The sequence below is a fragment of the Streptomyces kunmingensis genome, assembly GCF_039533535.1.
In the GTDB taxonomy this organism is placed as follows: Bacteria; Actinomycetota; Actinomycetes; order Streptomycetales; family Streptomycetaceae; genus Streptomyces; species Streptomyces kunmingensis.
Genome location: NZ_BAAATS010000006.1, coordinates 202,556 through 228,571, shown reverse-complemented (window position 1 = coordinate 228,571; position 26,016 = coordinate 202,556). Strand labels below are relative to the sequence as shown.

18 protein-coding genes are annotated in these 26,016 nt (G+C 70.7%); 15 read left to right on the top strand and 3 right to left on the bottom strand.

Annotated features, from left to right (window positions below):
• Positions 1 to 54: 54 nt before the first annotated feature.
• Positions 55 to 1,068 (bottom strand): LacI family DNA-binding transcriptional regulator, encoded by a 1,014-nt coding sequence (locus ABD366_RS09350; protein ID WP_324766293.1) that lies wholly within the window; start codon positions 1,066 to 1,068, stop codon positions 55 to 57.
• Between the two features lie 195 nt (positions 1,069 to 1,263).
• On the opposite strand from ABD366_RS09350, the gene ABD366_RS09345 reads away from it, so the two are divergent.
• The 5 genes from ABD366_RS09345 to ABD366_RS09325 all read left to right on the top strand — a co-directional run bounded on the left by ABD366_RS09345 (position 1,264) and on the right by ABD366_RS09325 (position 11,949).
• Entirely contained in the window at positions 1,264 to 3,876 is a 2,613-nt protein-coding gene (locus ABD366_RS09345; RefSeq protein WP_324766294.1) for a PA14 domain-containing protein, read from the top strand.
• 86 nt (positions 3,877 to 3,962) lie between these two features.
• Positions 3,963 to 6,374, top strand: a complete 2,412-nt coding sequence (locus ABD366_RS09340; protein WP_344441456.1) for a beta-L-arabinofuranosidase domain-containing protein — start codon at positions 3,963 to 3,965, stop codon at positions 6,372 to 6,374.
• 167 nt (positions 6,375 to 6,541) lie between these two features.
• A complete protein-coding gene (locus ABD366_RS09335) occupies positions 6,542 to 8,806 on the top strand; it encodes a GH92 family glycosyl hydrolase (RefSeq protein WP_324766805.1) in 2,265 nt (754 codons plus the stop codon).
• A 156-nt stretch (positions 8,807 to 8,962) separates the two neighbouring features.
• Complete coding sequence (locus tag ABD366_RS09330) at positions 8,963 to 10,330, top strand: wax ester/triacylglycerol synthase family O-acyltransferase (RefSeq protein WP_324766788.1); 1,368 nt, start codon at positions 8,963 to 8,965, stop codon at positions 10,328 to 10,330.
• Between the two features lie 113 nt (positions 10,331 to 10,443).
• Positions 10,444 to 11,949 carry an SDR family NAD(P)-dependent oxidoreductase gene (locus ABD366_RS09325; RefSeq protein ID WP_324766789.1) on the top strand — a complete coding sequence of 502 codons (1,506 nt, stop codon included), beginning with the start codon at positions 10,444 to 10,446 and terminating at the stop codon, positions 11,947 to 11,949.
• Positions 11,950 to 12,001: 52 nt separating this feature from the next.
• Here the strand turns inward: ABD366_RS09325 and ABD366_RS09320 are convergent, their stop codons facing one another.
• On the bottom strand, positions 12,002 to 12,574 hold the full coding sequence (locus ABD366_RS09320) for an inositol oxygenase family protein (RefSeq protein WP_324766790.1): 573 nt from the start codon (positions 12,572 to 12,574) through the stop codon (positions 12,002 to 12,004).
• Between the two features lie 215 nt (positions 12,575 to 12,789).
• Here ABD366_RS09320 and ABD366_RS09315 point away from each other — a divergent pair, with 215 nt between their 5' ends.
• From ABD366_RS09315 to ABD366_RS09295, 5 genes are all read left to right on the top strand, one after another.
• Positions 12,790 to 13,569: a DUF4142 domain-containing protein gene (locus ABD366_RS09315; protein ID WP_324766791.1), complete on the top strand. Its 780-nt coding sequence runs from the start codon at positions 12,790 to 12,792 to the stop codon at positions 13,567 to 13,569.
• 387 nt (positions 13,570 to 13,956) lie between these two features.
• Positions 13,957 to 14,130: a hypothetical protein gene (locus tag ABD366_RS09310; protein WP_324766792.1), complete on the top strand. Its 174-nt coding sequence runs from the start codon at positions 13,957 to 13,959 to the stop codon at positions 14,128 to 14,130.
• A gap of 186 nt (positions 14,131 to 14,316) precedes the next feature.
• Positions 14,317 to 16,218, top strand: a complete 1,902-nt coding sequence (locus ABD366_RS09305; protein ID WP_324766793.1) for a family 20 glycosylhydrolase — start codon at positions 14,317 to 14,319, stop codon at positions 16,216 to 16,218.
• 31 nt (positions 16,219 to 16,249) lie between these two features.
• Positions 16,250 to 17,815, top strand: a complete 1,566-nt coding sequence (locus ABD366_RS09300) for an alpha-L-fucosidase (RefSeq protein ID WP_324766794.1) — start codon at positions 16,250 to 16,252, stop codon at positions 17,813 to 17,815.
• Between the two features lie 98 nt (positions 17,816 to 17,913).
• Positions 17,914 to 18,864 (top strand): formylglycine-generating enzyme family protein, encoded by a 951-nt coding sequence (locus ABD366_RS09295; RefSeq protein WP_411293638.1) that lies wholly within the window; start codon positions 17,914 to 17,916, stop codon positions 18,862 to 18,864.
• Between the two features lie 313 nt (positions 18,865 to 19,177).
• Here the strand turns inward: ABD366_RS09295 and ABD366_RS09290 are convergent, their stop codons facing one another.
• Complete coding sequence (locus ABD366_RS09290; protein ID WP_324766795.1) at positions 19,178 to 19,876, bottom strand: FadR/GntR family transcriptional regulator; 699 nt, start codon at positions 19,874 to 19,876, stop codon at positions 19,178 to 19,180.
• Between the two features lie 244 nt (positions 19,877 to 20,120).
• On the opposite strand from ABD366_RS09290, the gene ABD366_RS09285 reads away from it, so the two are divergent.
• The 5 genes from ABD366_RS09285 to ABD366_RS09265 all read left to right on the top strand — a co-directional run bounded on the left by ABD366_RS09285 (position 20,121) and on the right by ABD366_RS09265 (position 26,014).
• Positions 20,121 to 21,200, top strand: a complete 1,080-nt coding sequence (locus ABD366_RS09285; protein ID WP_324766796.1) for a sugar ABC transporter substrate-binding protein — start codon at positions 20,121 to 20,123, stop codon at positions 21,198 to 21,200.
• The gene (locus ABD366_RS09280) at positions 21,197 to 22,735 is read left to right on the top strand and encodes a sugar ABC transporter ATP-binding protein (RefSeq protein ID WP_324766797.1); all 1,539 of its coding nucleotides are present in this window, start codon (positions 21,197 to 21,199) and stop codon (positions 22,733 to 22,735) included. The genes ABD366_RS09285 and ABD366_RS09280 overlap by 4 nt, the downstream gene beginning before the upstream one ends.
• Before the next feature lie 74 nt (positions 22,736 to 22,809).
• Complete coding sequence (locus ABD366_RS09275) at positions 22,810 to 23,844, top strand: ABC transporter permease (RefSeq protein WP_324766798.1); 1,035 nt, start codon at positions 22,810 to 22,812, stop codon at positions 23,842 to 23,844.
• A 47-nt stretch (positions 23,845 to 23,891) separates the two neighbouring features.
• On the top strand, positions 23,892 to 25,247 hold the full coding sequence (locus tag ABD366_RS09270) for an L-fuconate dehydratase (RefSeq protein WP_324766799.1): 1,356 nt from the start codon (positions 23,892 to 23,894) through the stop codon (positions 25,245 to 25,247).
• Entirely contained in the window at positions 25,244 to 26,014 is a 771-nt protein-coding gene (locus ABD366_RS09265; RefSeq protein ID WP_324766800.1) for an SDR family NAD(P)-dependent oxidoreductase, read from the top strand. The genes ABD366_RS09270 and ABD366_RS09265 overlap by 4 nt, the downstream gene beginning before the upstream one ends.
• The last annotated feature ends 2 nt before the right edge of the window (positions 26,015 to 26,016 follow it).

The following is a 26,016-nucleotide window of genomic DNA, read 5'->3' as shown; positions in this document are numbered from 1 at the left end:
CAGACCCTGTGCAGCTACTCGTGGCCGCGCACCCCGCCGCGGCAGCCCGGAATGTCAGCGGCGGCCGAGGGTGCTTTCGCGCTCGATCAGCCGGTATGCGGCGGCGAGTTCACGCCCCGAGTGCTCCTCAGGATGCTCCAGACGGTTCAGCAGCGACTGCACCGCGAGCCGGGCGATCGCCTGCTTGTCCGGCGAGATCGTGGTCAGCGTGACCGCCCCGAACCTGCCCTCCGCGATGTCGTCGAATCCGACCACCGCCACGTCCCACGGAACCCGCAGGCCCCGCTCGTGCAGTACCCGCATCGCACCGATGGCGACCAGGTCGTTGTAGGCGAAGACGGCATCCGGCCGCACCCCCGAGTCCAGCATCCGCGCCATCGCCTCGGCCCCGTCGCCCCGGTCCCAGCCGCCCGTCGCCCCCACCTGCGACTCCGGCGCCGGAAGCCCCGCCTCCGTCAACTCGGCCCGCCAGCCCGCCAGTCGCAGATGCGCCGGCTGATTCGCCGAATCGGTGCGCTCGCCCAGGTACGCGATCCGGGTGCGGCCCCGCCCGAGCAGATGCCGCACGGCCGTGCGGGCCGCCGAGACGTTGTCGATCGCGATGTGGTCGTAGGGCAGGTCGTACTCCCGTTCGCCGAGCAGCACCAGCGGCACATCGTCGTCCCGGCCGCGCAGATCCTCCGCCTCCAGCTCCAGCGGGCTCAGGATCAGCCCGTCGATCACCCGGGCCCGGAACCCCTGACTGACCAGAACCTCCTGCTCACGGTCGCCCCGCGTGTGATCGAGCAGCACCGTGACGTCGTGCTCGGCGGCCGCGTCGATCACGGCGCCCGCGAGCTCCGCGAAGTACGGGTTGCCCAGCTCGGGCACGGCAAGGGCGATGATCCCCGTACGCCCTTTGCGCAGGTTGCGGGCGGTCAGGTTGGGCCGGTAGCCGAGTTCGTCGATGGCGAGCTGGACGCGGGCGCGCATCGCGGGCGTGACGTGCTGGTAGTTGTTCACGACATTCGAGACGGTCTTGATCGAGACGCCCGCGCGCTCCGCGACATCCTTGAGGCTCACCCGCACGGATTCTCCCATCGCTTGTCGCGCCCGCTCGTTCGGGCGCGCATGTCATGCCCCTGGACAGCACGCGGGATTGCGTGCTGTCATGCCAACTGCCGTTCCTTCCAACGTTGTACAGACGAGTTGTACCGACTAGAGCGGCGAGCCGCCACCCTTCCTCGACGTGTTCCACCGGACGCGTCCAGCACTGGAGGATCCGTGCGCACCAGAACCCTCAGACGTCATGGCCGACATCTGGCCCCGCTGCTCACCGCGGCACTCGGTCTCACCGCACTCACCGTGGCGCCCTCCGCCACGGCCGCGGACGAGCCGGTCGTGCCGCATGGGCTCAAGGGCGAGTACTACACCCAATCCGCACCGGGAGCCTTTGACTTCGACGAGTTGAAGGCCACCGGTTTCGACCCCAAGCTCGACTTCGGCAGCCTGGACTCCCGGCTCCAGTCGGCGACCGGCAGCGGCGACGACGCGAACGTCCGCTGGACCGGAAAGCTGGTCCCGGAGAAGACCGGCCTGACAACGTTTTCCATCTCCGGCGACAACGGCTTCCGCCTCTGGGTCGACGACAAGCTCGTGATCGACCACTGGGTCGACGACTGGGACAAGGAACAGACGTCCCAGGCAGTCCAGTTGACCGCCGGGCAGGCGGTGAACTTCAAGGTCGAGTACTTCGAGCACTACGGCGGGTCCAACCTGCACGTGCGCTGGACCGAGCCGGGCGAGAAGAAGGAGGCGATCCCCTCCTCCGCGTTCCGTATCCCCGACGACTGGGCGTACGACGGCGCGATCGGCACCACCGTGCTCGGCGACGGCCGCACCCTCAAGCTCGACTTCGCGCAGAAGCTCGGCGCCGTGCCGGGAGAGGTCAACGACCACCTCACCGCGGTGATCGGCGGCGCCAAGTGGCCGCTGAAGAGCGTCAAGACCGACCCGAAGGACCCGCGGGCCCTGCTCGTGAACCTGACGGAGCCCGTCGTCGGCAACAAGGACGGCGACGCGCCGGGCCTCGCCGATGTGAACTACGACGGCAAGGGTGGTCTGACCGGCAGCGACGGCAAGGCCGTCGGATCGTTCTGGTCCAGCGGGCCGAACCACTCCACGCATCAGCTGTCCACCATGTGGGGTGACGAGGTCACGCCCAAGAACGCCCACCGCGAGTACCCGCGCCCCCAGCTGACCCGCTCGGACTGGCAGAACCTGAACGGCAGTTGGGAATTTGCCGCAGCCAAGGACGGCGATCCCGTCCCGACCGGCAAGAAGCTCGCCGAGAAGATCCTCGTGCCCTACCCGGTCGAGTCCCAGCTCTCCGGGATCGAGCGCCACGAGGACCGCATGTGGTACCGCCGCACCTTCACGGTCCCCAAGGACTGGAAGGTCGGCAAGGGCCAGGACCTCCAGATGAACTTCGGCGCCGTCGACTGGAAGTCCGAGGTCTACGTCAACGGCAAGAAGGTCGCGGACCACAAGGGCGGCTACGACAAGTTCAGCGCCGACATCACCGACGCGCTGAAGCCGGGCCGTACCCAGGAGCTGATCGTCGGCGTCTACGACCCGACCGACGCCGCCGACGGTGAGAACCCGCCGATCGGCAAGCAGCGCCTGGACCCGAGCGGCATCTGGTACACCCCGTCGTCGGGTATCTGGCAGACGGTGTGGATGGAGCCGGTCGCCAAGGACAGCGTCACCGACCTCAAGCTCACGCCGGACGTCAAGACCGGCAGCGTGGCGGTCGAGACCACGGGCGTGAAGGCCGGCCTCCCGGTCAAGGCCACGGCGTACGCGGGCAAGCGCAAGGTCGCCACCGTCACCGGTGTCTCCGGCAAGCCGCTCACCCTCAAGATCAGCAAGCCGCACCTGTGGACCCCGGACGACCCGTTCCTCTACGACCTCAAGGTGAGCGTCGGCAAGGACCGTGTCGGCAGCTACTTCGGGATGCGCTCCATCGCCGTCGAGAACGTGAACGGCACCCCGCGCACCGTCCTCAACGGCAAGCCCACCTTCATGATGGCCACGCTCGACCAGGGCTTCTGGCCGGACGGCCTGCACACCGCGCCCAGCGACGAGGCGCTCGCGTACGACCTGAAGATGCACAAGCAGATGGGCTTCAACTCCGTCCGCAAGCACATCAAGGTCGAACCCGACCGCTGGTTCTACTGGGCCGACAAGCTCGGTCTGCTGGTCTGGCAGGACATGCCCGCCATGACGGCCGGCGTCAACCCGTCGACCGCCGCCCGCGCCGAGTTCGAGCGCGAGATGAAGATCATGATCGACCAGCACTCCAACCACCCGTCGGTCATCATGTGGGTCACCCTGAACGAGGGCTGGGGTCAGTACGACGAGGCGCGCCTCGCCGACCAGGCCAAGGCCTGGGACCCGACCCGGCTGATCAACTCGATGTCGGGCATCAACCTGGGCCGTGACGGCGGCACCGGCGACATCCTCGACGAACACGGCTACCCGAGCCCGGCGCTGCCTCCGCACCCGGACGGCAAGCGGGCCCTGGTCGCGGGCGAGTACGGCGGCCTCGGCCTCGCCGTGCCCGGCCACGCCTGGTCGGTCCAGCAGTCCTACGTCGACGTCGACCCGGCGACGTACACGGACGACTACCTCACCAAGCTCGACGAGGTCCACGCGCTGGCCTGCAAGGGCGGCAACGGCGCCGTCTACACGCAGATCTCCGACGTGGAGGGTGAGCTGAACGGCCTCATCACCTACGACCGCAGCGTCGTCAAGCCGGACGTGAAGCGGGTGCACGACGCGCAGCAGAAGCTGATCAAGGACGCCTCGCAGGCGACCGTGCAGAACTGCGTCTGATCCCTGACGTCCCCCGGGGCGGGTCCGGCGGCTGCCGGGCCCGCCCCATCCCCTTGGCTCCAACCACCCCCGTGAGGAGCAAGTAGATGACCGTGACACGACGTGGCGTGCTCCAGACCGGCACCGTGGCCGCCGCCGCGGTGCTCGGCGGCGCACCCGGCCTCGCGAACGCGGCCCCGGCCGCGGCCGCCGCGCGGGCCGGCGTCGCCCCCGACGCCTTCACCCGCCTCCCTGTCGGCAGCATCACCGCCCGCGGCTGGCTCGCCGGACAGCTGAGACTCCAGCTCGCGGGGCTCTGCGGCCGCTACGAGCAGAAGTCCCACTTCCTGAACATGGACACCAGCGGCTGGGTCCACCCCGAACTCGGCGGCTGGGAGGAACTCCCGTACTGGCTAAGGGGTTTCGTTCCGCTCGCGATCGCCACCCGGGACGCGGAGGCGCTCGCCACCGGCAAGCGCTGGATCGACGCAATCCTGGCCACGCAGGAGTCCGACGGGTTCTTCGGCCCGCGCGCCCTGCGCACCTCACTGAACGGCGGCCCCGACTTCTGGCCGTTTCTGCCCCTCCTCATGGCCTTGCGCACCTACGAGGAGTACACGCACGACGCCCGCATCGTGCCGTTCCTTACCCGCTTCCTGCGGTACATGGAAACCCAGGGCAAGGGCGCCTTCGACAGCAGCTGGGTCTCCGTGCGCTGGGGCGACGGCATCGACACCGCACGCTGGCTGCACGACCGCACCGGGGAAGCCTTCCTCGCGAGCCTCGTGGACAAGATGCACCGCTACGGCGCCGACTGGACCGGCGCGCTGCCCACCCCGCACAACGTGAACATCGCCCAGGGCTTCCGCGAACCCGCCCAGTACGCGCAGTGGGTGGCCGACGGCGCCGACGACCTGGTCCGGGCCACGTACCGCACGTACGACCAAGTCCTCGCCGAGTACGGGCAGTTCGCGGGCGGCGGGATCGCCGGCGACGAGAACTGCCGGCCCGGCTTCGGCGACCCGCGCCAGGGCTTCGAGACCTGCGGCATCGTCGAGTTCATGGCCAGCCACGAGCTGCTCACCCGCCTCACCGGCGACCCCGTGTGGGCTGACCGCGTCGAGGACCTCGCCTTCAACATGCTGCCCGCGTCGCTCGACCCGCAGGGCAAGGGCATCCACTACGTCACCAGCGCCAACGGCGTCGACCTCGACAACGCGCGCAAGACGGACGGGCAGTTCCAGAACGGCTTCGCCATGCAGTCCTTCCAGCCGGGCGTCGACCAGTACCGCTGCTGCCCGCACAACTACGGCATGGGATGGCCCTACTTCACCGAGGGACTGTGGCTGGCCACCCCGGACGGCGGGCTCGCCGCCGCCCTGTACTCCGCCTGCGAGGTGCGGGCCGAGGTGGGCGCGGGCTCCGTCCCCGTGACCATCACCGAGGAGACGGACTACCCGTTCGACGAGACGATCACGCTGACCGTGCGCGCGGACCGGCCCGTCGACTTCCCGCTGCGGCTGCGGGTGCCCGGCTGGTGCGACCGACCGCGCCTCGCCGTCAACGGCCTTACGGCGCACGCGAATCCGGGGCCGGCGTTCGCCGAGATCCGGCGCACCTGGCGCGACGGCGACCGTGTCACCCTGCGGCTGCCCCAGCGCACCACCCTGCGCACCTGGAGCCGCAACCACGACAGCGTCAGCGTCGACCACGGCCCGCTCACCTACTCCCTGAAGATCACCGAGAAGTACGTGCGCACCGGGGGCGACGACACCTTCCCCGAGTACGACGTGCACGCCGCCTCGACCTGGAACTACGGCCTCGTGCCCGGGAGTTCGCCCACGCTGCGGCGCAGGTCCGGGCCGCTGCCCGCCAACCCGTTCACCCTCGACGGCACGCCGGTCACGCTCGCCGCGCGGGCCCGCCGCATCCCCGAGTGGATCGCGGACGACGAACACGTCGTGGCGCCGCTGCAGCCCAGCCCCGCCCGCAGCCGTGCGAGCGTCGAAACCGTCACGCTGGTGCCCATGGGCGCGGCCCGCCTGCGCATCACGTCGTTCCCCACGGCGAGCCCGGACGGACATCCCTGGACGCCGGAGCCCCCTTACCGGCGCATCCAGAACAAGCACAGCGGCAAGGTCCTCGCCGTCGACTCCATGTCCACGGACAACGACGCGCGGGTCGTGCAGTTCGACGACTCCGGCACCGGTGACCACGCCTGGCAGCTCGTCGACGCGGGCGGCGGCAGGCTGCGTATCCGCAACGGGCAGAGCGGCAAGTACCTGGCTGTACGCGGTAGTGCGACCGCCGACAGCGCCTGGGTGGTCCAGTACGCGGACGACGGGCGCCCGGATCTGCTGTGGACCCGGGTCGAGAAGGAGGACGGCTGGTTCCTGCTGCGCAACGAGCACAGCGGCAAGGTGCTCGGCGTGGACGGGATGTCCACGGCGAACAGTGCCCAAGTGGTGCAGTTCAGTGACAACGGGACGGAGGACCACCTGTGGCGTCTGACATCTTGACGGACCCCCGAGACGCACGAAGAATGAGCGCGCTTACTGACAACGTTGTCGAAAGGCGCACGATGACAAGGCGTACGACGAGAAGGCTGACGACGGGCGGACGCGCCCGCCGGGCGCTGGGCGTGCTCGGAGCCGCCGTTCTGCTCGGCACGGGACTCGGGGCGCCGATGGCGCAGGCCGCGTCGTCCCCCGCGCAGGGCCGGCTCACCGACCTGGTCAACCCGTTCATCGGCACCGAGAACGAGGGCAACACCTACCCCGGCGCCGCCGTCCCGTTCGGCATGGTGCAGTTCTCGCCCGACACCGGTCACAACACGGGCTACGACTACTCCGAGAACCACATCCGCGGCTTCTCCACCGTCCACATCTCCGGCGTCGGCTGCGGCCTCGGCGGGGACCTGCCGGTGCTGCCGACGACCGGCGACGTCACCAGCACCGACTACGGGAAGTACGCCGCCGAGTTCAGCCACGACGACGAGACGGCCTCGCCCGGCTACTACAAGGTCGGCCTGAAGACGGGCATCGACGCCGAACTGAGCGCCACGAAGCGCACCGGCGTCCAGCGCTACACCTTCCCGGCCACCGACAAGGCCAACGTCCTGATCAACGCGGGCCAGTCGCTGCACAAGACCCTGCACACCAAGGTCGAGATCCTCGACAGCCGCACCGTGCGCACCGCCATCACCGGCAGCGGTTTCTGCCAGGACACCAAGGCGTACACGCTCTACACGGTCACGAAGTTCGACCGCCCGTTCACCACGTCCGGCACCTGGAAGGGCGACACGGTCACCGCCGGCTCGAAGACCTCGGAGGCCGACGCCGAACGCAACGGCGCCTACCTCCGCTTCGACACCGGCAAGGACCGCACCGTCGAGGCGACCACCGCCATCTCCTACGTCGACGCCAAGGGCGCGGCCCTCAACCTCCGTGCGGAGGGCGGCCGTTCCTTCGACAAGGTGCACCGCGCCGCCACCGCCGCGTGGGAGGACCGCCTCGGCGACGTACGCGCCCAGGGCGGCAGCTCCACCCTGCGCCGCACCTTCTACTCCTCGCTGTACCGCTCGTTCCTCGCGCCGAACGTCGGCAGCGACGTCGACGGCCGGTACACCGGCTGGGACCAGAAGACCCACCGCGCCAAGGGCTTCACGTACTACCAGAACTGGTCCCTCTGGGACACCTACCGCACCCAGGCGCAGCTCTTGTCACTGCTCGCGCCGAGCGAGTCGCGGGACATGGCCCTGTCGGTCATCCAGATCGACAAGGACAGCGGCTGGCTGCCCAAGTGGGGCTACGGCACGGTCGAGACCAACATCATGACCGGCGACCCCGTCACCCCGTTCCTCACCAACGCCTACCAGCAGGGGCTGCTGAAGGGGCACGAGGAGGACGCGTACCGCGCGCTGAAGAAGAACGCCGACGGCGTGCCGCCGGCCGACTCCGCGCCGGTGGGCCGCGAGGCCAACAAGGAGTACCTGGCCGACGGGTTCGCGCCCTACATCAAGGACCGGGCGCACGTGAAGCCCGGTGACTCCGACTACGACCACGGTGCCTCGGCCACCCTGGAGTACGCCCTCTCCGACGCCATGCTCGGCCAGATGGCCAAGGAACTCGGCTACAAGGCCGACGCGAAGCGGTACGCCGAGCGGGCGCAGAACTACCGGAAGATCTTCGACTCCTCGACCGGGTTCTTCCGTGCGCGCGACGCCGCCGGGAACTTCACCGGGCCCGCCGACCCCGCGCAGAGCGAAGGGTTCCACGAGGGCACGTCCTGGCAGTACCAGTGGCTCGTGCCGCAGGACCTGTCCGGCATGGTCGAGCTGATCGGCGGCACGGACGCGGCGAACAAGCGCCTCGACTCCTTCTTCGCCTACGACCAGCTGGTCGCCGACCCCGCGAAGACCGCCCGCGAGGTGTGGGTCAACGGGCCGTACGACTACTACAACGCGGACAAGTACAACCCGCAGAACGAGCCCGACCTGATCGCCCCGTACACGTACCTGTCGACCGGGCAGCCGTGGAAGACCACCGATGTGGTGCACGCCGCGCTGACCCTGTTCACCGACGCCCCGACCGGCATGACCGGCAACGACGACCTGGGCACCATGTCCGCCTGGAACGTCCTGTCGTCCATCGGCATCTTCCCGGTGCAGCCCGGCACCGACACGTGGGGCCTGTCGACGCCCGTCTTCGAGCGGGTCGACCTCACGCTGGACCGCCGGTACTACCCGGAGGGGAAGCTGACGGTGAAGGCGCCGGGCACCTCCGACACCGACCGGTACATCCAGTCGGCCCGTGCGGACGGCGCCGCGTACGGCAAGACGTATCTGACCACCGAGGACCTGCGGGGCCTGCGGAACCTGTCCTTCACCGTGGGCGGCGAGCCCTCGCAGTGGGGGACCGGGGCCGGTGCGGCGCCGCCCGTCCTGAAGTGACGTACTGAACACGTCACCCGCGTCACATGAGACCCGCCTCTCCCGGAGAGGCGGGTCTTCATCAGTTGTTAACCGAGCGTGCCGAGATCGTACTTGACCGTAATCGACCGATGGCGCTTGACTGCGACGTCCCCGTCGTCGACGCGAGAGCACTCCATGACCTCCACGAGCTCGGACCTGCTCGCACCACTCGACCTTGCCTTCTGGAACATCGAGACCGCCGAACACCCCATGCACCTGGGCGCACTGGGGGTCTTCGAGGCCGAAGGCGCCGGCGCCGCCCGGCACGCGTACGAGCTGCTGGCCGCCCGCGCCGCGGCGGTGCCGGGCCTGCGGATGCGGATAGCCGGGGTGTTCGTGCCCGTCGGCGGCGCCGCCCGGGTGCCCGTCACCGAGTTCGACCCGCTCGACCACGTATGGCTCGCCGAACCGGTCGCGGACTTCCACGCCGCCGCCGGAGCGCTCATGGAGCGACCGCTCGACCGGACACGGCCGCCGTGGGAGGCGCACGTGCTGCCCTCGGCCGACGGCACGTCGTTCGCCGTGCTCTTCAAGTTCCACCACGCCCTCGCCGACGGACTCCACGCGCTGAGGCTTGCCGTCGCCGTCATGGACCCCATGGACCTGCCGGTCCTGCGGGCGCCGAGGCAGGAGCCCGCGCCCCGCTCCGGGCTGCGGCTCCCGTTCCCGGGGCTGCGGGAGATCACCTTCGGGGACCTCGACCCGCGGCGCTACCCCGGCCATGTGCGCTCCGTGGTGAACAGCACCACACAGGCCGTCGCGATCGGCGCCTCCGTGGCGCGCGCCACCTGGGGCGTCCGCACCTCGCCCGCGCTGACCTCCCGGGCCACTGGCGCACGCCGCACCGCGGGCGTCGTCCTCGACCTGGACGAGGTGCACCGCGTCCGCAAGAGCGCGGGCGGCACCGTCAACGACGTACTCATCGCGATCGTCGCCGGAGCCGTGCGGCGCTGGCTCGACGAGCGCGGCGACGGCAGCGAGGGCGTCGAGCCGCGCGCCCTGATCCCCGTCTCGCGGCGCCGTCCGCGCACTGCCCACCCGCAGGGCAACCGGCTCTCCGGCTACCTGGTGCGGCTGCCCGTCGCCGAGGCCGACCCCGTCGAGCGGCTGCGTGTCGTGCGGGCCGCCATGGACCGGCGCAAGGACCACGGCCCAAGCCGGGGAGCGGGCGCCGTCGCGCTGCTCGCCGATCACGTGCCGGCCCTCGGCCACCGGCTCGGCGGCTCCCTCGTCGGGCAGAACGCGCGGCTGCTGTTCGATCTGCTCGTCACCAGCGTGCCGCTGCCCAGCCTCGGCCTGCGGCTCGGCGGCTGCCCCCTCACCGAGGTCTTCCCGCTCGCCCCGCTCGCCCAGGGACAGTCCCTCGCCGTGGCCGTCTCCACCTACCGCGGGCGCGTGCACTACGGCCTGGTGGCCGACGCCGAAGCCGTCCCGGACCTCGAAGTACTGGCCCGCGCCGTGATCGAGGAACTGGGGTCGCTGAGCGCCGCCTGCATGCTCTGACCGGAACGGGTTTGGAGACTGGGGCAGGGGCTCCGTAAAATTCCGCTTTCGAATGCTTCGACAGCGAGCGCGGACCGCGCGCGACGCGCGAGACCCCAGGAACGGCAGCGGCGATGACGGTGACAGACGACAACCAGGCCCCGGGGGCCCCTGACCTCTCCGGGGTGCTCCACGGTCCTGGTATCGACCCGGACCGGCTCGCCGTCTGCCTCAGCGTGCTGGACGAGCTCGACAAGCTCGACGTGGACCACCCCGACGCGATCGCGGTCCGGCGCGCCACCGCCGGCATCTACCGGACCGTGAAGCAGCGCCGCCGCCAGGAGCGCCGCGCCGCCAAGACCGCCCACGACAAGGCCGTCACCGAGGCGACCGCGACCGGGTCCGCCCAGCGCATCGACGACGAGACCGAGGGCCTGCTGCCGTCGTCGGGGACCGAGGAGGGCCGGCTCGCCGGGATACTCCAGCGGCCGCGCTCCTGCTACACCTGCAAGGCGCGGTACGTCGAGGTCGACTACTTCTACCACCAGCTCTGCCCGGACTGCGCCCGCCTGAACCGGTCAAAGCGCGACGCCCGCGCCGACCTGACCGGCAAGCGCGCCCTGCTCACCGGCGGCCGCGCCAAGATCGGCATGTACATCGCGCTGCGGCTGCTGCGTGACGGCGCGCACACCACGATCACGACGCGCTTCCCCAAGGACGCCATCCGCCGCTTCAAGGCGATGGAGGACTCGGCGGAGTGGATCCACCGCCTGGAGGTCGTCGGTATCGACCTGCGCGACCCGGCCCAGTCCGTCGAACTCGCCGAGCGGCTCTCCGCGCAGGGCCCGCTCGACATCCTCATCAACAACGCGACGCAGACCGTGCGCCGGCTGCCCTCCGCCTACGCCGCCCTGGTCGACGGCGAGAGCGCGCCGCTGCCCGCCGGGGAGCTGCCCGCCCACTCCGTCATCGGCGCCTTCAACTCCGGCGCGGTCGACGGCATCGCCGCGCTGCCCGTCGGCACCAGCGGCCTCGACGCGCAGAAGGTCGCCGACCTCGCGCTCGTCGCGGGCAACGCCAGCGTCGCCCGGCACCTGGACGGCACCGCCATCGACGCGGGCGGTCTCGTCCCCGACGTCGTCGACTCCAACACCTGGGTGCAGACCATCGACCAGATCTCCCCGGTGGAGCTGCTCGAGACCCAGCTGTGCAACTACACGTCGCCGTTCATCCTGATCAGCGCGTTGCGCCCGGCCATGGCCGACGCCGCGAAGAAGGCGTCGAGCGGCCGCTCCTACGTCGTCAACGTCTCGGCGATGGAAGGCGTCTTCGGCCGCGGCTACAAGGGCGCGGGCCACCCGAACACGAACGCCGCCAAGGCCGCGATGAACATGGTGACGCGCACCAGCGCCCAGGAGATGTTCCAGGCCGACGGCATCCTCATGACCTCGGTCGACACGGGCTGGATCACCGACGAGCGCCCGCACTACGACAAGCTGCGCCTCGCCGAGGAGGGCTTCCACGCCCCGCTCGACCTGATCGACGGCGCCGCCCGCGTCTACGACCCGGTGGTCCGCGGCGAGGCCGGCGAGGACGTGTACGGCGTCTTCCTGAAGGACTACGAACCCGGCAAGTGGTAGCGAAGCCGTTGCTGGACGGCGCCCTGTGCGGCAGGTGAGGCGGCGGTCGAACTCAGCTGCTGTACGCGGCAGTTGAGCGAATGCCCGCCGCCACGAGTTCGAGGACCGGGCGCCAGTCCTCCAGGATCCCGGCGTCCAGGCCGACGACCTTGCCCGCGTCGTCGGCCTGCCGCAGCGTCACGGCGTCCTCCGCATGCGGGTCGGCCTCGAACGCGGCGACCTCGTGCGGCTCCATCGGGCCGCCCTGCGCGCCCAGCGTCAGCGCGCTCTGCGCCGACAGGCCCCGGCCGGGTTCGACCGCGCTGAGATAGCGCTTGGCCGGAACATGCAGCCGCACCAGACGCGCCACCCGCTCCCCGAGCAGCCCCCGCACCGCGTCGGCGGCCCGGTCCGCGTGCCCCGCGTCGTCCCCCGGGCACAGCAGCAGCCCGAGATCGTGCACGAGCCCCGCGACCTGCAACTCCTTGTCGCTGGGGTGGCCGCGTCTGAGCAGTGCCGCGGTCTGCAGCGCGTGATCGTGCAGATCGACCGGGTCGCCGCTGCGGTCGGGGGTGTCCCACACGCCCCGGCAGGCCCGCAGCGCCGCCATCAGCTCCTCGACCGTGCGCAGCTCGACGCGTTCCATGGACGACTCCTCCCGAAGCTCCCGCCCTGCCTGTCCGGAAGGAGACCATGGGGACCGGGCAGGCAGCTGACGGACCGGTCAACGGCACGTTAACGCTTGTTCCCCGGCCCGATTCGGGTGAGGGCTGAACATCACGGCCGCCCCGCCCGTATCTTCCCGTACCAGCAACCGACCCGCCGCCCGGGCGGGTTGACGTCGGTCACCGGGAGGACCGCTTGCGTCGCGTCAACGGCACCACCCTCATCCTCGCCGCTCTGGTCGCCACCCTCGGTGCCCTGGCATTTCCGATCTGGTCCTACGCCGACCGCTCGGGAACCGGCCAGGCCAACCTGAACGCGAGCACCGTGGCCACCCAGTGGGGACCGCTGTCGGCGACGGACCGGGACTTCCTCGTCAAGGTCAGGCTCGCCGGACTCTGGGAGATACCGGCGGGCCAGCAGGCCATGGAGCGTGCCCCGACCGAGGCGGTCAGGAACGCGGGGGACCATCTCGTCATCGGCCACACCGACCTCGACCAGCGGGTGCGGTCGGTGGCGGCGAAGCTCGGGGTGGAGCTGCCGAACCAGCCGAGCGCGCAACAACAGGGCTGGCTGAACGAGATGTCCGCGGCGAGCGGCAAGGACTACGAACGAAAGTTCGCCAATCTGCTGCGGGACTCGCACGGCAAGGTGTTCGCGCTCATCGCCCAGGTCCGGCACACCACCCGTAACTCCCTGGTGCGCGAGCTGGCCACGGACGCCAACCAGACGGTGCTCGACCACATCACCATGCTGGAGAACACCGGTGACGTGGACTTCGACGGCATCGCCAACGAGGCGGCGGGCACCGCGAGCGCCAGCCCGTCGGGCCCGCCCGCCCCGAACGGGCAGGCCCCGCCCGACCCCGCCCCGGCCCAGCCCACGGGTTCGCCGGACGCCACGTCACGCCCCTCGGCGGAGCAGACCGACGGGCCGGGCCGCAGCATCAACACCGACCGGCCGGCGCCGACCTCGTAGGGAAGCCCGACGGACCCGAACCCCGCGCGGACCGGACGAACCCGACGGAGTACGCCAGGAAGTCGTGAAAAGAGGTCGCGTCCGCCGAGTCGGCGTGGCTGAATGAACTCTCGGCGACCCCTACAGGGCCTACGGGTTTCAGCCCCATCGAGCGGACCCGCGCTCATTTGGTTACTCTGTAGCCGGACGGTTACCGCAAGTGGGTCCCACCCGTACCCATGGAACCGTTCGGGGAGAGGCCGGTCACCACGGCCGATCCCACCAGCGACAACCGGCGCCACCGCGCCCGAACTGGCCTCTACTCAAGCCCGATCGAGCGTCCGGTGTCCTGAGGGACGCTGAGCCGGTCACGCCGGAGCGGGTTACCCGACACACAAGGAGTGCGCGGTGACACCAGAGAAGACGAACAGCGAACAGCGCCCGAAGGAACGTACCGAGCGGGTCGGCCGCAGGCCGGAGAAGCTCGGCAGTCTGGACGTCTGGGCCCGGTCGGCCCCGATCCGCCTCGCCGGGTACGAGGACGATCTCGCCGAACCGCACATCCTCCCCAGCGTCGACTGAGCCCCGAGGCTCCGACCCGGCCGTTCGCCCGCATCCCTGAGCCGAGGGGTGCGGGCACACGTGTGTCCGAGCGTGGCGACGAAGGGGTAGCAGGCGCGGTCATCGGATCTGTACCCGGCGGATGTCCAAGCATCCACCGGGTTTATCCATGGACTGTTTCCGTCCGGTGCCCAATCATCGGATGTCATGTTGACCGAGTTCCGTACGAAACCGCCCACCGGGAGACGCGGATCACGCCTCGTCGGCGCCGTGCTCGCCCTGTTCCTGACCGCCGCGCCGGTCTCCGCCGCCCACGCGGCCGACCGGGCCCCGGCCGCGCCGCCCCGCACGGTGCCCGCGCTCTCCGACTGGCAGGCCGGGAAGGGGAGTTATGAGTTCGGCGCTCGTACCCGGCTCGTCGCCCGGGACGCCGTGTCCCGCCGCGTCGCCCGCACCCTCGCCGACGACCTGCGCGCCGCGGGCGAGGGGAGCGTCCCCGTCACGAGCGGCCCGTCCCGCACCGGCGACATCGTTGTCGACATCGACGCCCACGACAAGAGGCTGGGCGCCGAAGGGTACGAGCTGAACGTCGGCGGACGTCTGGAAATCACCGGCGCCGCCGAGACCGGAGCCTTCTACGGCACCCGCACCCTCCTGCAACTCCTCGCGCAGAGCCCGCGGATACCCGCGGGCCGGACCGTCGACGTCCCCCAGTACGAGGAGCGCGGCGTCGGCGTCTGCGCCTGCTATGTGCACATCTCCACCGACTGGCTGGAGAACCTGGTCCGCGACATGGCGTACCACAAGCTCAACCAGCTGCTCCTCGAACTCAAGGTGAAGAGCGACGCCCATCCCGAGGCCAACTCCTGGGGCTACTACACCAAGAGCGAGATCCGCCGCCTCGTCGCCCTCGGCGAGAAGTACCACGTCACCATCGTCCCGGAGATCAACTCCCCGGGCCACATGGACCCCTGGATCCAGGACCGGCCCGACCTCCAGCTCGTCGACGTCGACGGCAACGCCCAGCCGTCGCGCCTGGACATCACCAAGCCCGAGGCACTCACCTACTACAAGAGCCTCATCGACGAGTACGGCGAGGTGTTCCCCGCCAAGTGGTGGCACATGGGCGCCGACGAGTACATGCTCGGCTCCGACTTCGCCAAGTACCCGCACGTCCTGGAGTACGCGCGTGCCCGCTACGGCGCGGACGCCACCCCGCAGGACGCCTTCATCGACTTCGTGAACCAGGTCGAGGCGTACGCCGCGGGCAAGGGCAAGAAGCTGCGCATCTGGAACGACGGACTGACCGGCGCCAACACCGTGCCCGTGAAGCCCGGCACCACCGTCGAACACTGGCTGAACGTGAACGTGAAGCCCTCGCAGCTCATCGCGCAGGGCTACCCGGTCATGAACGCCGCCTACTCGCTCTACGTGATCCGCGGCGGCTTCCACTCCGACACCGGGAAGCTGTACGACGAGCAGTGGGACCCGCGCAGCTTCGAGGGCGAGAAGCTCACCTCCCGCTCCGGCATCACCGGCGCCAAGATCAGCCTGTGGCCCGACAACGGACGCGGCGAGACCGAGAACGAGGTCGCCGAGGCCGCGTTCATGCCGCTCAACCACATCGCGCAGGCCACCTGGGGAACGCCTCACCCGGACGCCGACTACGCCGGATTCGCCGCCCGCGCCGACGCCGTGGGCCACGCCCCCGGGGTGCGGGACCTCACGCGGGTACCGCTCGCCGACGGCACGTACACGCTTGCCGACCGCGGCCACCGCACCACCCCGGCCCAGGTGCGGCTCACCCGTACCGCCGACGGCTACGCCACGCTGACGAACGCGGCCGGCGCCTGCCTGGAGACGCGCAGCGGGAAGCTCACCCTCAACGTGCCGCTGGAGCCCGGATCCGCCGTCACCTGGGAGACCTGCGACGCCAAGAACACGCTCCAGCGCTGGCAGCTCACGCCGGACAGGGGCGGTGACAAGGGCGGCCACCGGATCACCAGCGCGATCACGCGCATGACGCTGGACGCGACCTCCGACGGCGCGCTCGTGCAGTACCCGCCGGACCAGAAGGCCCCCACGACCTGGACCCTCACCCGCGCCTGAGTTCCGTTCGAGCAGAAGGGATCCCTCGCCCATGCCCCTGACCCGACGCACCTTCCTGGCCGCCGCGACGGCCACCGCGACCGCCGCCGTGGCCGTCGCCACCACCGGCCTGCCCGCCGCCGCGGCACCGGCCGCCCCCGCCGAGCCGTACTTCCGCATCCCCGTCAGCTCCGACGACAGCCCCGCACGCCTCATCGCGAAGGCCGCCCGCGTCCGTCCCACCGAACGCCAACTCGCCTGGCAGAGCCTGGAGAAGACCGCCTTCCTGCACTTCGGCGTCAACACCTTCACCGGCCTGGAATGGGGCATCGGCGACGAGGACCCGAACGTCTTCCAGCCCACCGGGCTCGACACCGACCAGTGGGCGCGCGCCCTGCGCGACGGCGGCTTCAAGCTCGCCATCCTCACCGCCAAACACCACGACGGCTTCGTCCTCTACCGGTCCCGCTACACCAAGCACAGTGTGGTCAGCAGCAGTTGGCGCGACGGCAAGGGCGACGTCCTGCGCTCCTTCGCCGACTCGATGCGCAAGTACGGCATCAAGGTCGGTGTCTACATCTCGCCCGCCGACGAGAACCAGTACCTCGACGGCGTCTACGCCAACGGCAGCGCCCGCACCGCCCGTACGATCCCCACCCTCGTCGACGGCGACGACCGCGCCGGCCGGGACCTGGCCACGTACGAACTCGACGCCACCGACTACGGCGCCCACATGCTCAACCAGCTCTACGAGGTCCTCACGGAGTACGGTCCGGTCGACGAGGTGTGGTTCGACGGCGCCCAGGGCCGTATCCCGCCGGACAAGGTCGAGACGTACGACTGGGACAGCTGGTACGCGCTCGTGCGCGCCCTCGCCCCGGACGCGTCGATCGCCGTGTCCGGGCCGGACGTCCGCTGGGTCGGCAACGAGGACGGGATGGCGCGCGAGAACGAGTGGAGCGTCATCGCCGTCAAGGACAGCGGCAACGGCAAGTACGACCGCGTCCTGCCCTACGACGCCGCCGACGAGGGCAGCCGGGACGCTCTGCTCAAGGCCCAGCCGGACGCCGCTGCCCTCCAGTGGTGGCCGGCCGAATGCGATGTGTCGATCCGGCCGGGCTGGTTCTACCACGCCGACGAAAGCCCCAAGTCCGTCGAGCAGTTGACGGACATCTGGTACCGGTCGGTGGGCCGCGGAGCCGTCCTCCTGCTCAACATCCCGCCGGACACGGACGGCCGGCTGCCCGCCGCCGACGTGACCCGGCTGAAGGAGTTCCGCGAGCGCACCGACCGCGAGCTGCCGAAGGACCTGACCCGCGGCGCCCGCGTCCGGCAGGACCGCGCGGGCACCCGTACCGTCGATCTCGGCCGGCCCACGGCGGTCGACCGGATCAGGATCGCCGAGGACATCCGGCACGGTCAGCAGGCCGAGCACTTCGTCGTCGAGGCCCTTGTCGACGGCGCGTGGGCCACCGCCGCCGAACTCGGCACCATCGGCGCGTGCCGCATCCTCCCGCTGACCGCGCCGATCACGGCCCGGCACTGGCGGCTGCGGATCACGCAGGCGAGGTCGGCCGTCCACATCAAGGAGTTCGCTCTGTACAAGTCGCAGGTGTAGGGCGCGGGCGCGAGGGACCGGGCGGGGTCGGCCGCGACCCCGCCCGGCACCCCGTGCGAAGATCGGCGCGAGCCGGACCGCCCGGGGAGGAGACCCGTATGACCGAGCAGGAGCCCACCGTGTCCGCGTGCTGCGCCGCGCCGCGCGGAGCCGCCCCGGCGAAGCCGGCGGTCCTCCCGCCCGAGCCGCGGCGCGGCAGGCCGGTGGGCAAGGGCATGGTCACGCTGCCCGGCGGCACGTTCCTGATGGGCAACGAGGACGAGCAGGCCAACGCGGGCGACGGCGAGGGACCGGTCCGGGAGGTCACCGTCTCCGCGTTCCGCATCGACGAACACGCCGTCACCAACGCCCAGTTCGCCACCTTTGTGAAGGAAACGGGGTATGTGACGGCCGCCGAGCAGTACGGCTGGTCGTACGTCTTCGCCGGCTTCCTCGCCCCCGAGCGGGTGCGGGCCACCCCGGCTCCGGCCGGCACCCCCTGGTGGCGCGGGGTCGAGGGCGCGACCTGGCGGGCCCCCGAGGGACCCGGCTCCGGCATCGGGGACCGGGCCAGGCACCCCGTCATCCACGTCAGCTGGGACGACGCGCACGCCTACGCTTCCTGGGCGGGCAAGCGGCTGCCGACCGAGGCCGAGTGGGAGTACGCGGCCCGCGGCGGCCTCGAACAGGCCCGCTATCCGTGGGGCGACGAGCTGACCCCGCGCGGCCGCTGGCGCTGCAACATCTGGCAGGGCGAGTTCCCGAGGGTCGACACGGGCGAGGACGGCCATGTGGGCACCGCCCCGGTCGACGCGTACCGGCCCAACGCCTACGGCCTCCACAACACAGTCGGAAACGTGTGGGAGTGGGTCTCCGACCGCTTCACGGCGACGCACACGGCCGCGCCGGCCACCGATCCGCGCGGCCCCGAGCGGGGCGAGAACCGGGTGATGCGCGGCGGCTCGTACATGTGCCACGACTCGTACTGCAACCGCTACCGGGTCGCCGCCCGCACCTCCAACACCCCGGACTCCAGCAGCGGCAATTGCGGGTTTCGCTGCGCGGCTTGACCCGTCTCATCGGGCGGCCGGGGTTTCGTCGCCGAGTTGCCGTCGGTGGGGGCTGGTCGCGCAGTTCCCCGCGCCCCTGAGATGCGCACTGCGTGCGCCATCTCAGGGGCGCGGGATGCGCCGCCCGCCTCCCCAGGGGCGCGGCGAAGGCGCAGCCCCCAGGGGCGCGGGGAACTGCGCGACCAGCCACGACGGCGCGGTGGCCGGGAGACGTCTTGAGAACCCACGGCGGTCGGGTGAACGCCCCGCAGGGGCGACGGGAAGGTATCCGGGGCAGCCGAGGAGCAACCGACAGCGCGGCGGCCGGCCGAGGTCAATCCAATTGGGACCGCATCCAGTCCTCGACCTCGCCCACATGCGCCGCGGCAGCGACCCGCGCGGCCTCCGGATCGCGGGCCACTAGCGCCCGGTGGATGCGGGAGTGCTCACGCCGGGTCCGTTCGAACGCGCCCTCCTCCTGGTAGCCGCGCCAGACCCGCGCCCGGAACGTTCGCGACGACAGCCCCTCCAGGATCGCCGCCATCGTCTCGTTCCCGGCGGCGGCCACGATCGCCCGGTGGAAGGCGAGGTCGTGGGAGAGGATCTCCTCCGGATCGTCGGTGGTCTCCATCGCCGCCAAGTGCTCTTCCACCTCGGCGAGTTGAGCCCGGGTGATGCGCGCCGCGGCCAACGCCGTAGCCGTCGACTCCAGGATGCGGCGGACTTCCAGGAGCTCCACGAGCCGGGGCCCGCGCGACAGATCCGCGACGACCCCGAAGGTCTCCAGGAGATCCCCGGCCTCCAACTGCGTGACGTAGATGCCGGAGCCGTGCCGCGCCTCGAGCACCCCGAGGACGGTCAGCGCACGGATCGCCTCCCGCATCGAACTGCGGGAGATGCCCAGCTGCGCCGCCAGGTCCCGCTCCGTGGGCAGGCGTTGCCCCGGCTCCAGGCTGCCACCGCCGATCATCGCCTTGATCTGCTCGATCGCCCGCGCCGTGACGGTGCCCTTCCGGGGGGCGGTCTGCTCCACGATGACGTCCTCCCGAATACGGGTCCCGCTGCCGAATGCGGTGCAGTCTAACCAGGGGAGTGGTCCGACCACTATCGATGTGGTCGGACCTTTTCCGGGTCTTGGGCCCGTCAAACCCGAAGAAAAATGGGCCCGGAGGGTGTTGGCGGAGCGAAGTGGTCTGATAAATATTCCGGCGCGGCCTGGTACGGGGACGGCGGACCCGGTCGCGAGTCCATGACGTCCGGAGCCGAGGAGCGGTCCGATGAATGGCACCACGAAGCGCGCGAAGAGTCCGAGAGCGGCAGCGCTGCGGACGGCGGCCCTCCTGGGGTGCGCCGCCCTCGCCCTCACCGCGTGCGGCAGCACCAAGGACGACACGGCGGGGGCCGCGGGCGGGGGCGGCGACGGGAAGGGCAAGGTGGGTGTGATCCTGCCCCTGCTGACCTCGCCCTTCTGGCAGTCGTACAACGACTACGTGCCGAAGATGGCGAAGTCCGAGAGCGTGGACGCGCTGAAGACGGTCAACTCCAACAGCGACCCCTCGCAGCAGATCACGGACATCAACAACCAGCTCAACCAGGGTGTCAAGGGGCTCGTCGTCGCGCCGCTCGACAGCGCCGCCATCGCCGCCGGCCTCGACCAGGCCGAACGCAAGGGCGTCCCCGTCGTCGCCGTGGACGTGGCGCCCGAGAAGGGCAAGGTCGCCATGGTCGTACGCGCCGACAACGTCGCGTACGGCGAGAAGGCCTGCGCATACCTGGGCGGCCAGGTGAAGTCCGGCAAGGTCGTGCAGATCATGGGCGACCTGGCGTCCGTCAACGGGCGCGAGCGCTCCAAGGCGTTCCGTGACTGTGTGAAGTCCAAGTATCCGAAGCTGAAGGTCCTGGAGATCCCGGCGAAGTGGGAGTCGGACACCGCCGCCTCCAAGCTGGACACCCTCCTCAACGCCAACCCCGACCTCAAGGGCATCTACATGCAGGCGGGCGGCGTCTATCTCGCACCGACCCTGCAGACCCTGAAGTCCAAGGGCATGCTCAAGACGGCGGGCAAGGCCGGGCACATCGCGATCGTCTCCAACGACGGCATCCCGCAGGAATTCGACGCCATCCGCAAGGGCCAGATCGACGCGACCGTCTCCCAGCCCGCCGACGCGTACGCCAAGTACGGCATGTACTACATCAAGGCGGCGATGCGGGGGAAGACGTTCGAGCCGGGCCCCACCGACCACGACTCGGAGATCGTCAAACTGCCCAGCGGCATCCTCGAGGACCAGCTGCCCGCCCCGCTGGTCACGAAGGACAACGTCGACGACCCCAAGCTGTGGGGAAACACGGTCGGATGACGCCCCCCGAACCCCCCACGGCCGCCGCACCGGTTCCCTTGGTGGAAGCACGCTCCATCGCCAAGCGGTACGGACCCACGATCGCCCTCGCCGACGGCCGCCTCACCGTCCGCGCGGGTGAATCGCACGCGCTGGTCGGCCGCAACGGCGCGGGCAAGTCCACCCTCGTCACCGTCCTCACCGGGCTCCAGGCGCCGGACGCGGGCACGCTGCTCTTCGACGGCGAACCCGCACCGCCGCTCGGCGACCGCGAGGCCTGGCGCGCCAAGGTCGCCTGCGTCTACCAGAAGCCGACCGTCGTACCGGAGCTGACGGTCGCCGAGAACCTGTTCATCAACCGGCAGCCCGGATCCCGCCGCGGCTTCTTCAGCTGGAAGAAGTTGCACACGGAAGCGGCCGAACTGCTCGGCACCTGGGACATCCACGTCGACCCCGGAGCGCGTACCGCCGACCTCAAGGTCGAGGACCGTCAAATGGTCGAGATCGCCCGGGCGTTGAGCGGCGGCGCCCGGTTCATCGTCCTCGACGAGCCGACCGCGCAGCTCGACAACCGGGAGATCGAGCGCCTCTTCGCCCGCATGCGCGCCCTCCAGGACTCCGGCGTCACCTTCCTCTTCATCTCCCACCACCTCCAGGAGGTCTACGAGGTCTGCCAGACGGTCACCGTGCTGCGCGACGCCCGCTGGATCACCACGGCGCCGGTCGCCGAACTGCCGCGCCCCGCACTGGTGGAGGCGATGGCCGGTGAGGTGATCGCCGAGCAGGCGGCGGCCGCGGCCGAGGCCGTTGTCGAACAGGACGGTGTGGACGCGCCGGTGGTCCTCTCCGTCGAGGGGCTGACCTCGGACACCTACCGGGACATCGACCTGACCGTGCGGCGCGGTGAGGTCGTCGGCCTCGCCGGGTCCAGCGGCAGCGGAAAGATCGCACTCGCCGAGTCGCTGGCCGGCCTCCACACGCCGTCCTCCGGCTCGGCCCGACTGGACGGCAAGCACCTGCCGTTCGGTGACGTGTCGGCGGCGCTCGCCGCCGGAGTGGGCTGCGTGCCGCGCGACCGTCACGACCAGGGACTCGTCACCGGCATGTCCATCGGAGACAACGCCACCATGTCCGTACTGGGTCGCCTGGGCCGCCACGGTTTCGTCGGCACGGCCCGCAAGCGGTCCTTCGCCCGCGACCTCATCGACCGCCTCGACATCCACGCCGAAGGCCCCGAACAGCCGGTCTCCGACCTGTCCGGAGGCAACGCGCAGAAGGTCGTGATGGCCCGTGCGCTCGCCTCCGACCCGCACCTCCTCGTCCTCATCAACCCCACGGCCGGCGTCGACGTGAAGTCCAAGGAGTCGCTGCTGCGCCGCGTCGACAGCGCCCGCGACGACGGCACCGCGGTCCTCGTCGTCTCCGACGAGCTCGACGATCTGCGCCGCTGCGACCGGGTGCTGGTGCTGTTCCACGGCCGGGTCGTCGCGGAGCATGCGGCGGGTTGGTCGGACCACCATCTCATTGCGTCCATCGAGGGGGTGGCCCGTGACTGACCTCAAGCCGCGGGGCTCCGCCCCGGAACCCCGCTCCTCAAACGCCGGAGTGGCTGGAAGAAAAGGAGCCCACCATGGCTGACACCCGGGCCCCGGTGGCCCCCGCCACCAAGACGTCCGCGCCGCCGGGGCCCGGCACCGCGAAAGCGGTGCTGCTCCGCCGCGCCCGCGAACTCGCCCTCGTACCCGCCCTGTTGCTGCTCCTCGTGCTCGGCGCGATCGTCAACGACTCCTTCCTCACCGAGCGCAACCTGGTCTCCATCCTGGGCGCGTCCGCCGCCCTCGCGATGGTCGTCCTGGCCGAGTCCCTCGTCCTGATCACCGGCAAATTCGACCTGTCCCTCGAATCGGTCGTCGGCATCGCACCGGCCGTGGGAGCCCTGCTGGTGCTGCCGGTGGCCCAGTCGGGCTGGGGCGCGGAGTTCCCGGCCGTGCTCGCGATGCTCGCGATCCTCGTGGTCGGCGGCGCCATCGGCGCCTTCAACGGGATCCTCGTCGTGAAGTTCAAGCTCAACGCGTTCATCGTCACGCTGGCGATGCTGATCGTGCTGCGCGGCCTGCTCGTCGGCGCCACCAAGGGCAAGACCCTGTTCGGCATGCCCGACTCGTTCTTCTCGCTGGCGACGACCACGTTCCTGCGCATTCCCATGTCGGTGTGGCTCGCCGCCGTCTGCTTCGGCGTCGCCGGGCTGGTCCTGAAGTACCACCGCGTGGGCCGCGCCCTGTATGCCATCGGCGGCAACGCCGACGCCGCGCGCGCCGCCGGCATCCGCGTCGAGCGCGTCATGCTCGGCGTGTTCATCGTGGCGGGCGTCCTCGCCTCGGTCGGCGGCATCATGCAGACCGGCTACGTCGGCGCCATCAGCGCCAACCAGGGCAACAACATGATCTTCACGGTGTTCGCCGCGGCGGTCATCGGCGGCATCAGCCTCGACGGCGGCAAGGGCACCATGTTCGGCGCGCTGACCGGTGTGCTGCTGCTCGGTGTCGTACAGAACCTGCTCACCCTCGCCCAGGTGCCGTCCTTCTGGATCCAGGCCATCTACGGCGGAATCATCCTCCTCGCCCTCATGATCGCCCGCGTCACCACCGGCCGCGCCCAGGACTGACCGCAGCCCGCACGCAGCCCTCACCCCTGCCCGAAAGGCAACCACCCGTGCCCGCAACCACCCCGCGCGTCACCGCGGTCGACACCTACGACATCCGGTTCCCGACCTCGCGGGAACTGGACGGCTCCGACGCGATGAACCCCGACCCCGACTACTCGGCCGCGTACGTCGTGCTGCGCACGGACGCCGCCGACGGACACGAGGGGCACGGCTTCACGTTCACCATCGGCCGCGGCAACGACGTACAGGTCGCCGCGATCCGGTCGCTGCGCCACCACGTCATCGGCCGCTCCCTCGACGAGTTGTGCGCCGACCCGGGCAGCCTCAGCCGCGACCTGGTCGGCGACAGCCAACTCCGATGGCTGGGGCCGGAGAAGGGCGTGATGCACATGGCGATCGGCGCCGTCGTCAACGCGGCCTGGGACCTCGCCGCCAAGCGGGCCGCCAAGCCCCTGTGGCGACTGCTCGCCGACGCGGAACCCGAGTGGCTCGTACGGCAGATCGACTTCCGCTACATCGCGGACGCACTCACCCCCGAAGAAGCCCTGGAACTCCTGCGGGCGGGACGCGAGGGCGCCGCCGAGCGCACCGCTCGCCTCCTGGGGCGCGGCTACCCGGGCTACACCACCTCGCCCGGCTGGCTCGGCTACTCCGACGAGAAGCTCACCCGCCTCGCCCGGCAGGCCGTCGCCGACGGCTTCACCCAGATCAAGCTGAAGGTCGGCGCGGATCTCGCCGACGACATCCGGCGCTGCCGCACCGCCCGCGAGGTGATCGGCCCCGGCATCCGCATGGCCATCGACGCCAACCAGCGCTGGAACGTCGACGAGGCGATCCGGTGGACGGGCGCCCTCGCCGAGTTCGACCCGTACTGGGTCGAGGAGCCCACCAGCCCCGACGACATCCTCGGCCACGCCGCGATCCGCAAGGCGGTCGGCCCCGTCAAGGTCGCCACCGGCGAGCACGTACAGAACCGCATCGTCTTCAAGCAGCTGTTGCAGGCCGGCGCCATCGACATCCTGCAGATCGACGCGGCCCGCGTCGGCGGCGTCAACGAGAACCTCGCGATCCTGCTGCTGGCCGCCAAGTTCGACGTGCCCGTCTGCCCGCACGCGGGCGGCGTCGGCCTGTGCGAACTCGTCCAGCACCTGTCCATGTTCGACTACGTCGCCCTGACGGGCACCACCGACGACCGCGTCATCGAATACGTCGACCATCTGCACGACCACTTCCTCGACCCCGTCGTCATGCAGGAGGGTCACTACAGGGCGCCGGCCGCGCCCGGCTTCTCCGCCACCATGCGACCGGAGTCCATCGCCGAATTCACCTACCCGGACGGGGAGTTCTGGGTGCAGGACCTGGCCGCGCACGAACCGCCGCACACGAACGGAGCCGCAGCATGACCAGCCCCACCCCGCAAGACCTCGCCGGGCTCAAGGCCCTCGTCACCGGCGGCGCCTCCGGCATCGGCCGCGCCACCGCCGACCTGCTCGTCGCGCGTGGCGCCGACGTAGCCGTTCTCGACCTAGACATCTCCGCGGTGGAGAAGCCGCTGCGCGGTTACGTCGCCGATGTCAGCGACGACGCGACCGTGCGGGCCGCCGTGGCCGCTGCCGTCGCCGACCTCGGCGGGCTCGACATCGTGGTCAACAACGCGGGCATCGGCGCGCAAGGCACGGTCGCCGACAACGACGACGCCGAATGGCACCGCGTCCTGGACGTGAACGTCGTCGGCATGGTGCGCGTGGCCCGCGCCGCCCTGCCCGCGCTGCGGAACTCCGGTCATGCGGCGATCGTCAACACCTGCTCCATCGCCGCCACCGCCGGGCTGCCGCAGCGCGCCCTGTACTCCGCGTCCAAGGGCGCCGTGTACTCCCTCACCCTCGCCATGGCCGCCGACCACCTCCGCGAGGGCGTCCGCGTGAACTGCGTCAACCCCGGCACCGCGGACACCCCGTGGGTCGGCAGGCTCCTCGACAAGGCCGACGACCCGGCCGCCGAGCGTGCCGCCCTCGAAGCCCGCCAGCCCACCGGCCGGCTCGTCTCCGCCGACGAAGTGGCGGGCGCGGTCGCCTACTTGGCGAGTCCGCTGTCCGGTGCGACCACCGGTACCTCCCTCGCCGTCGACGGCGGCATGCAGGGCCTGCGCCTGCGGCCCGCGGGACAGTGACG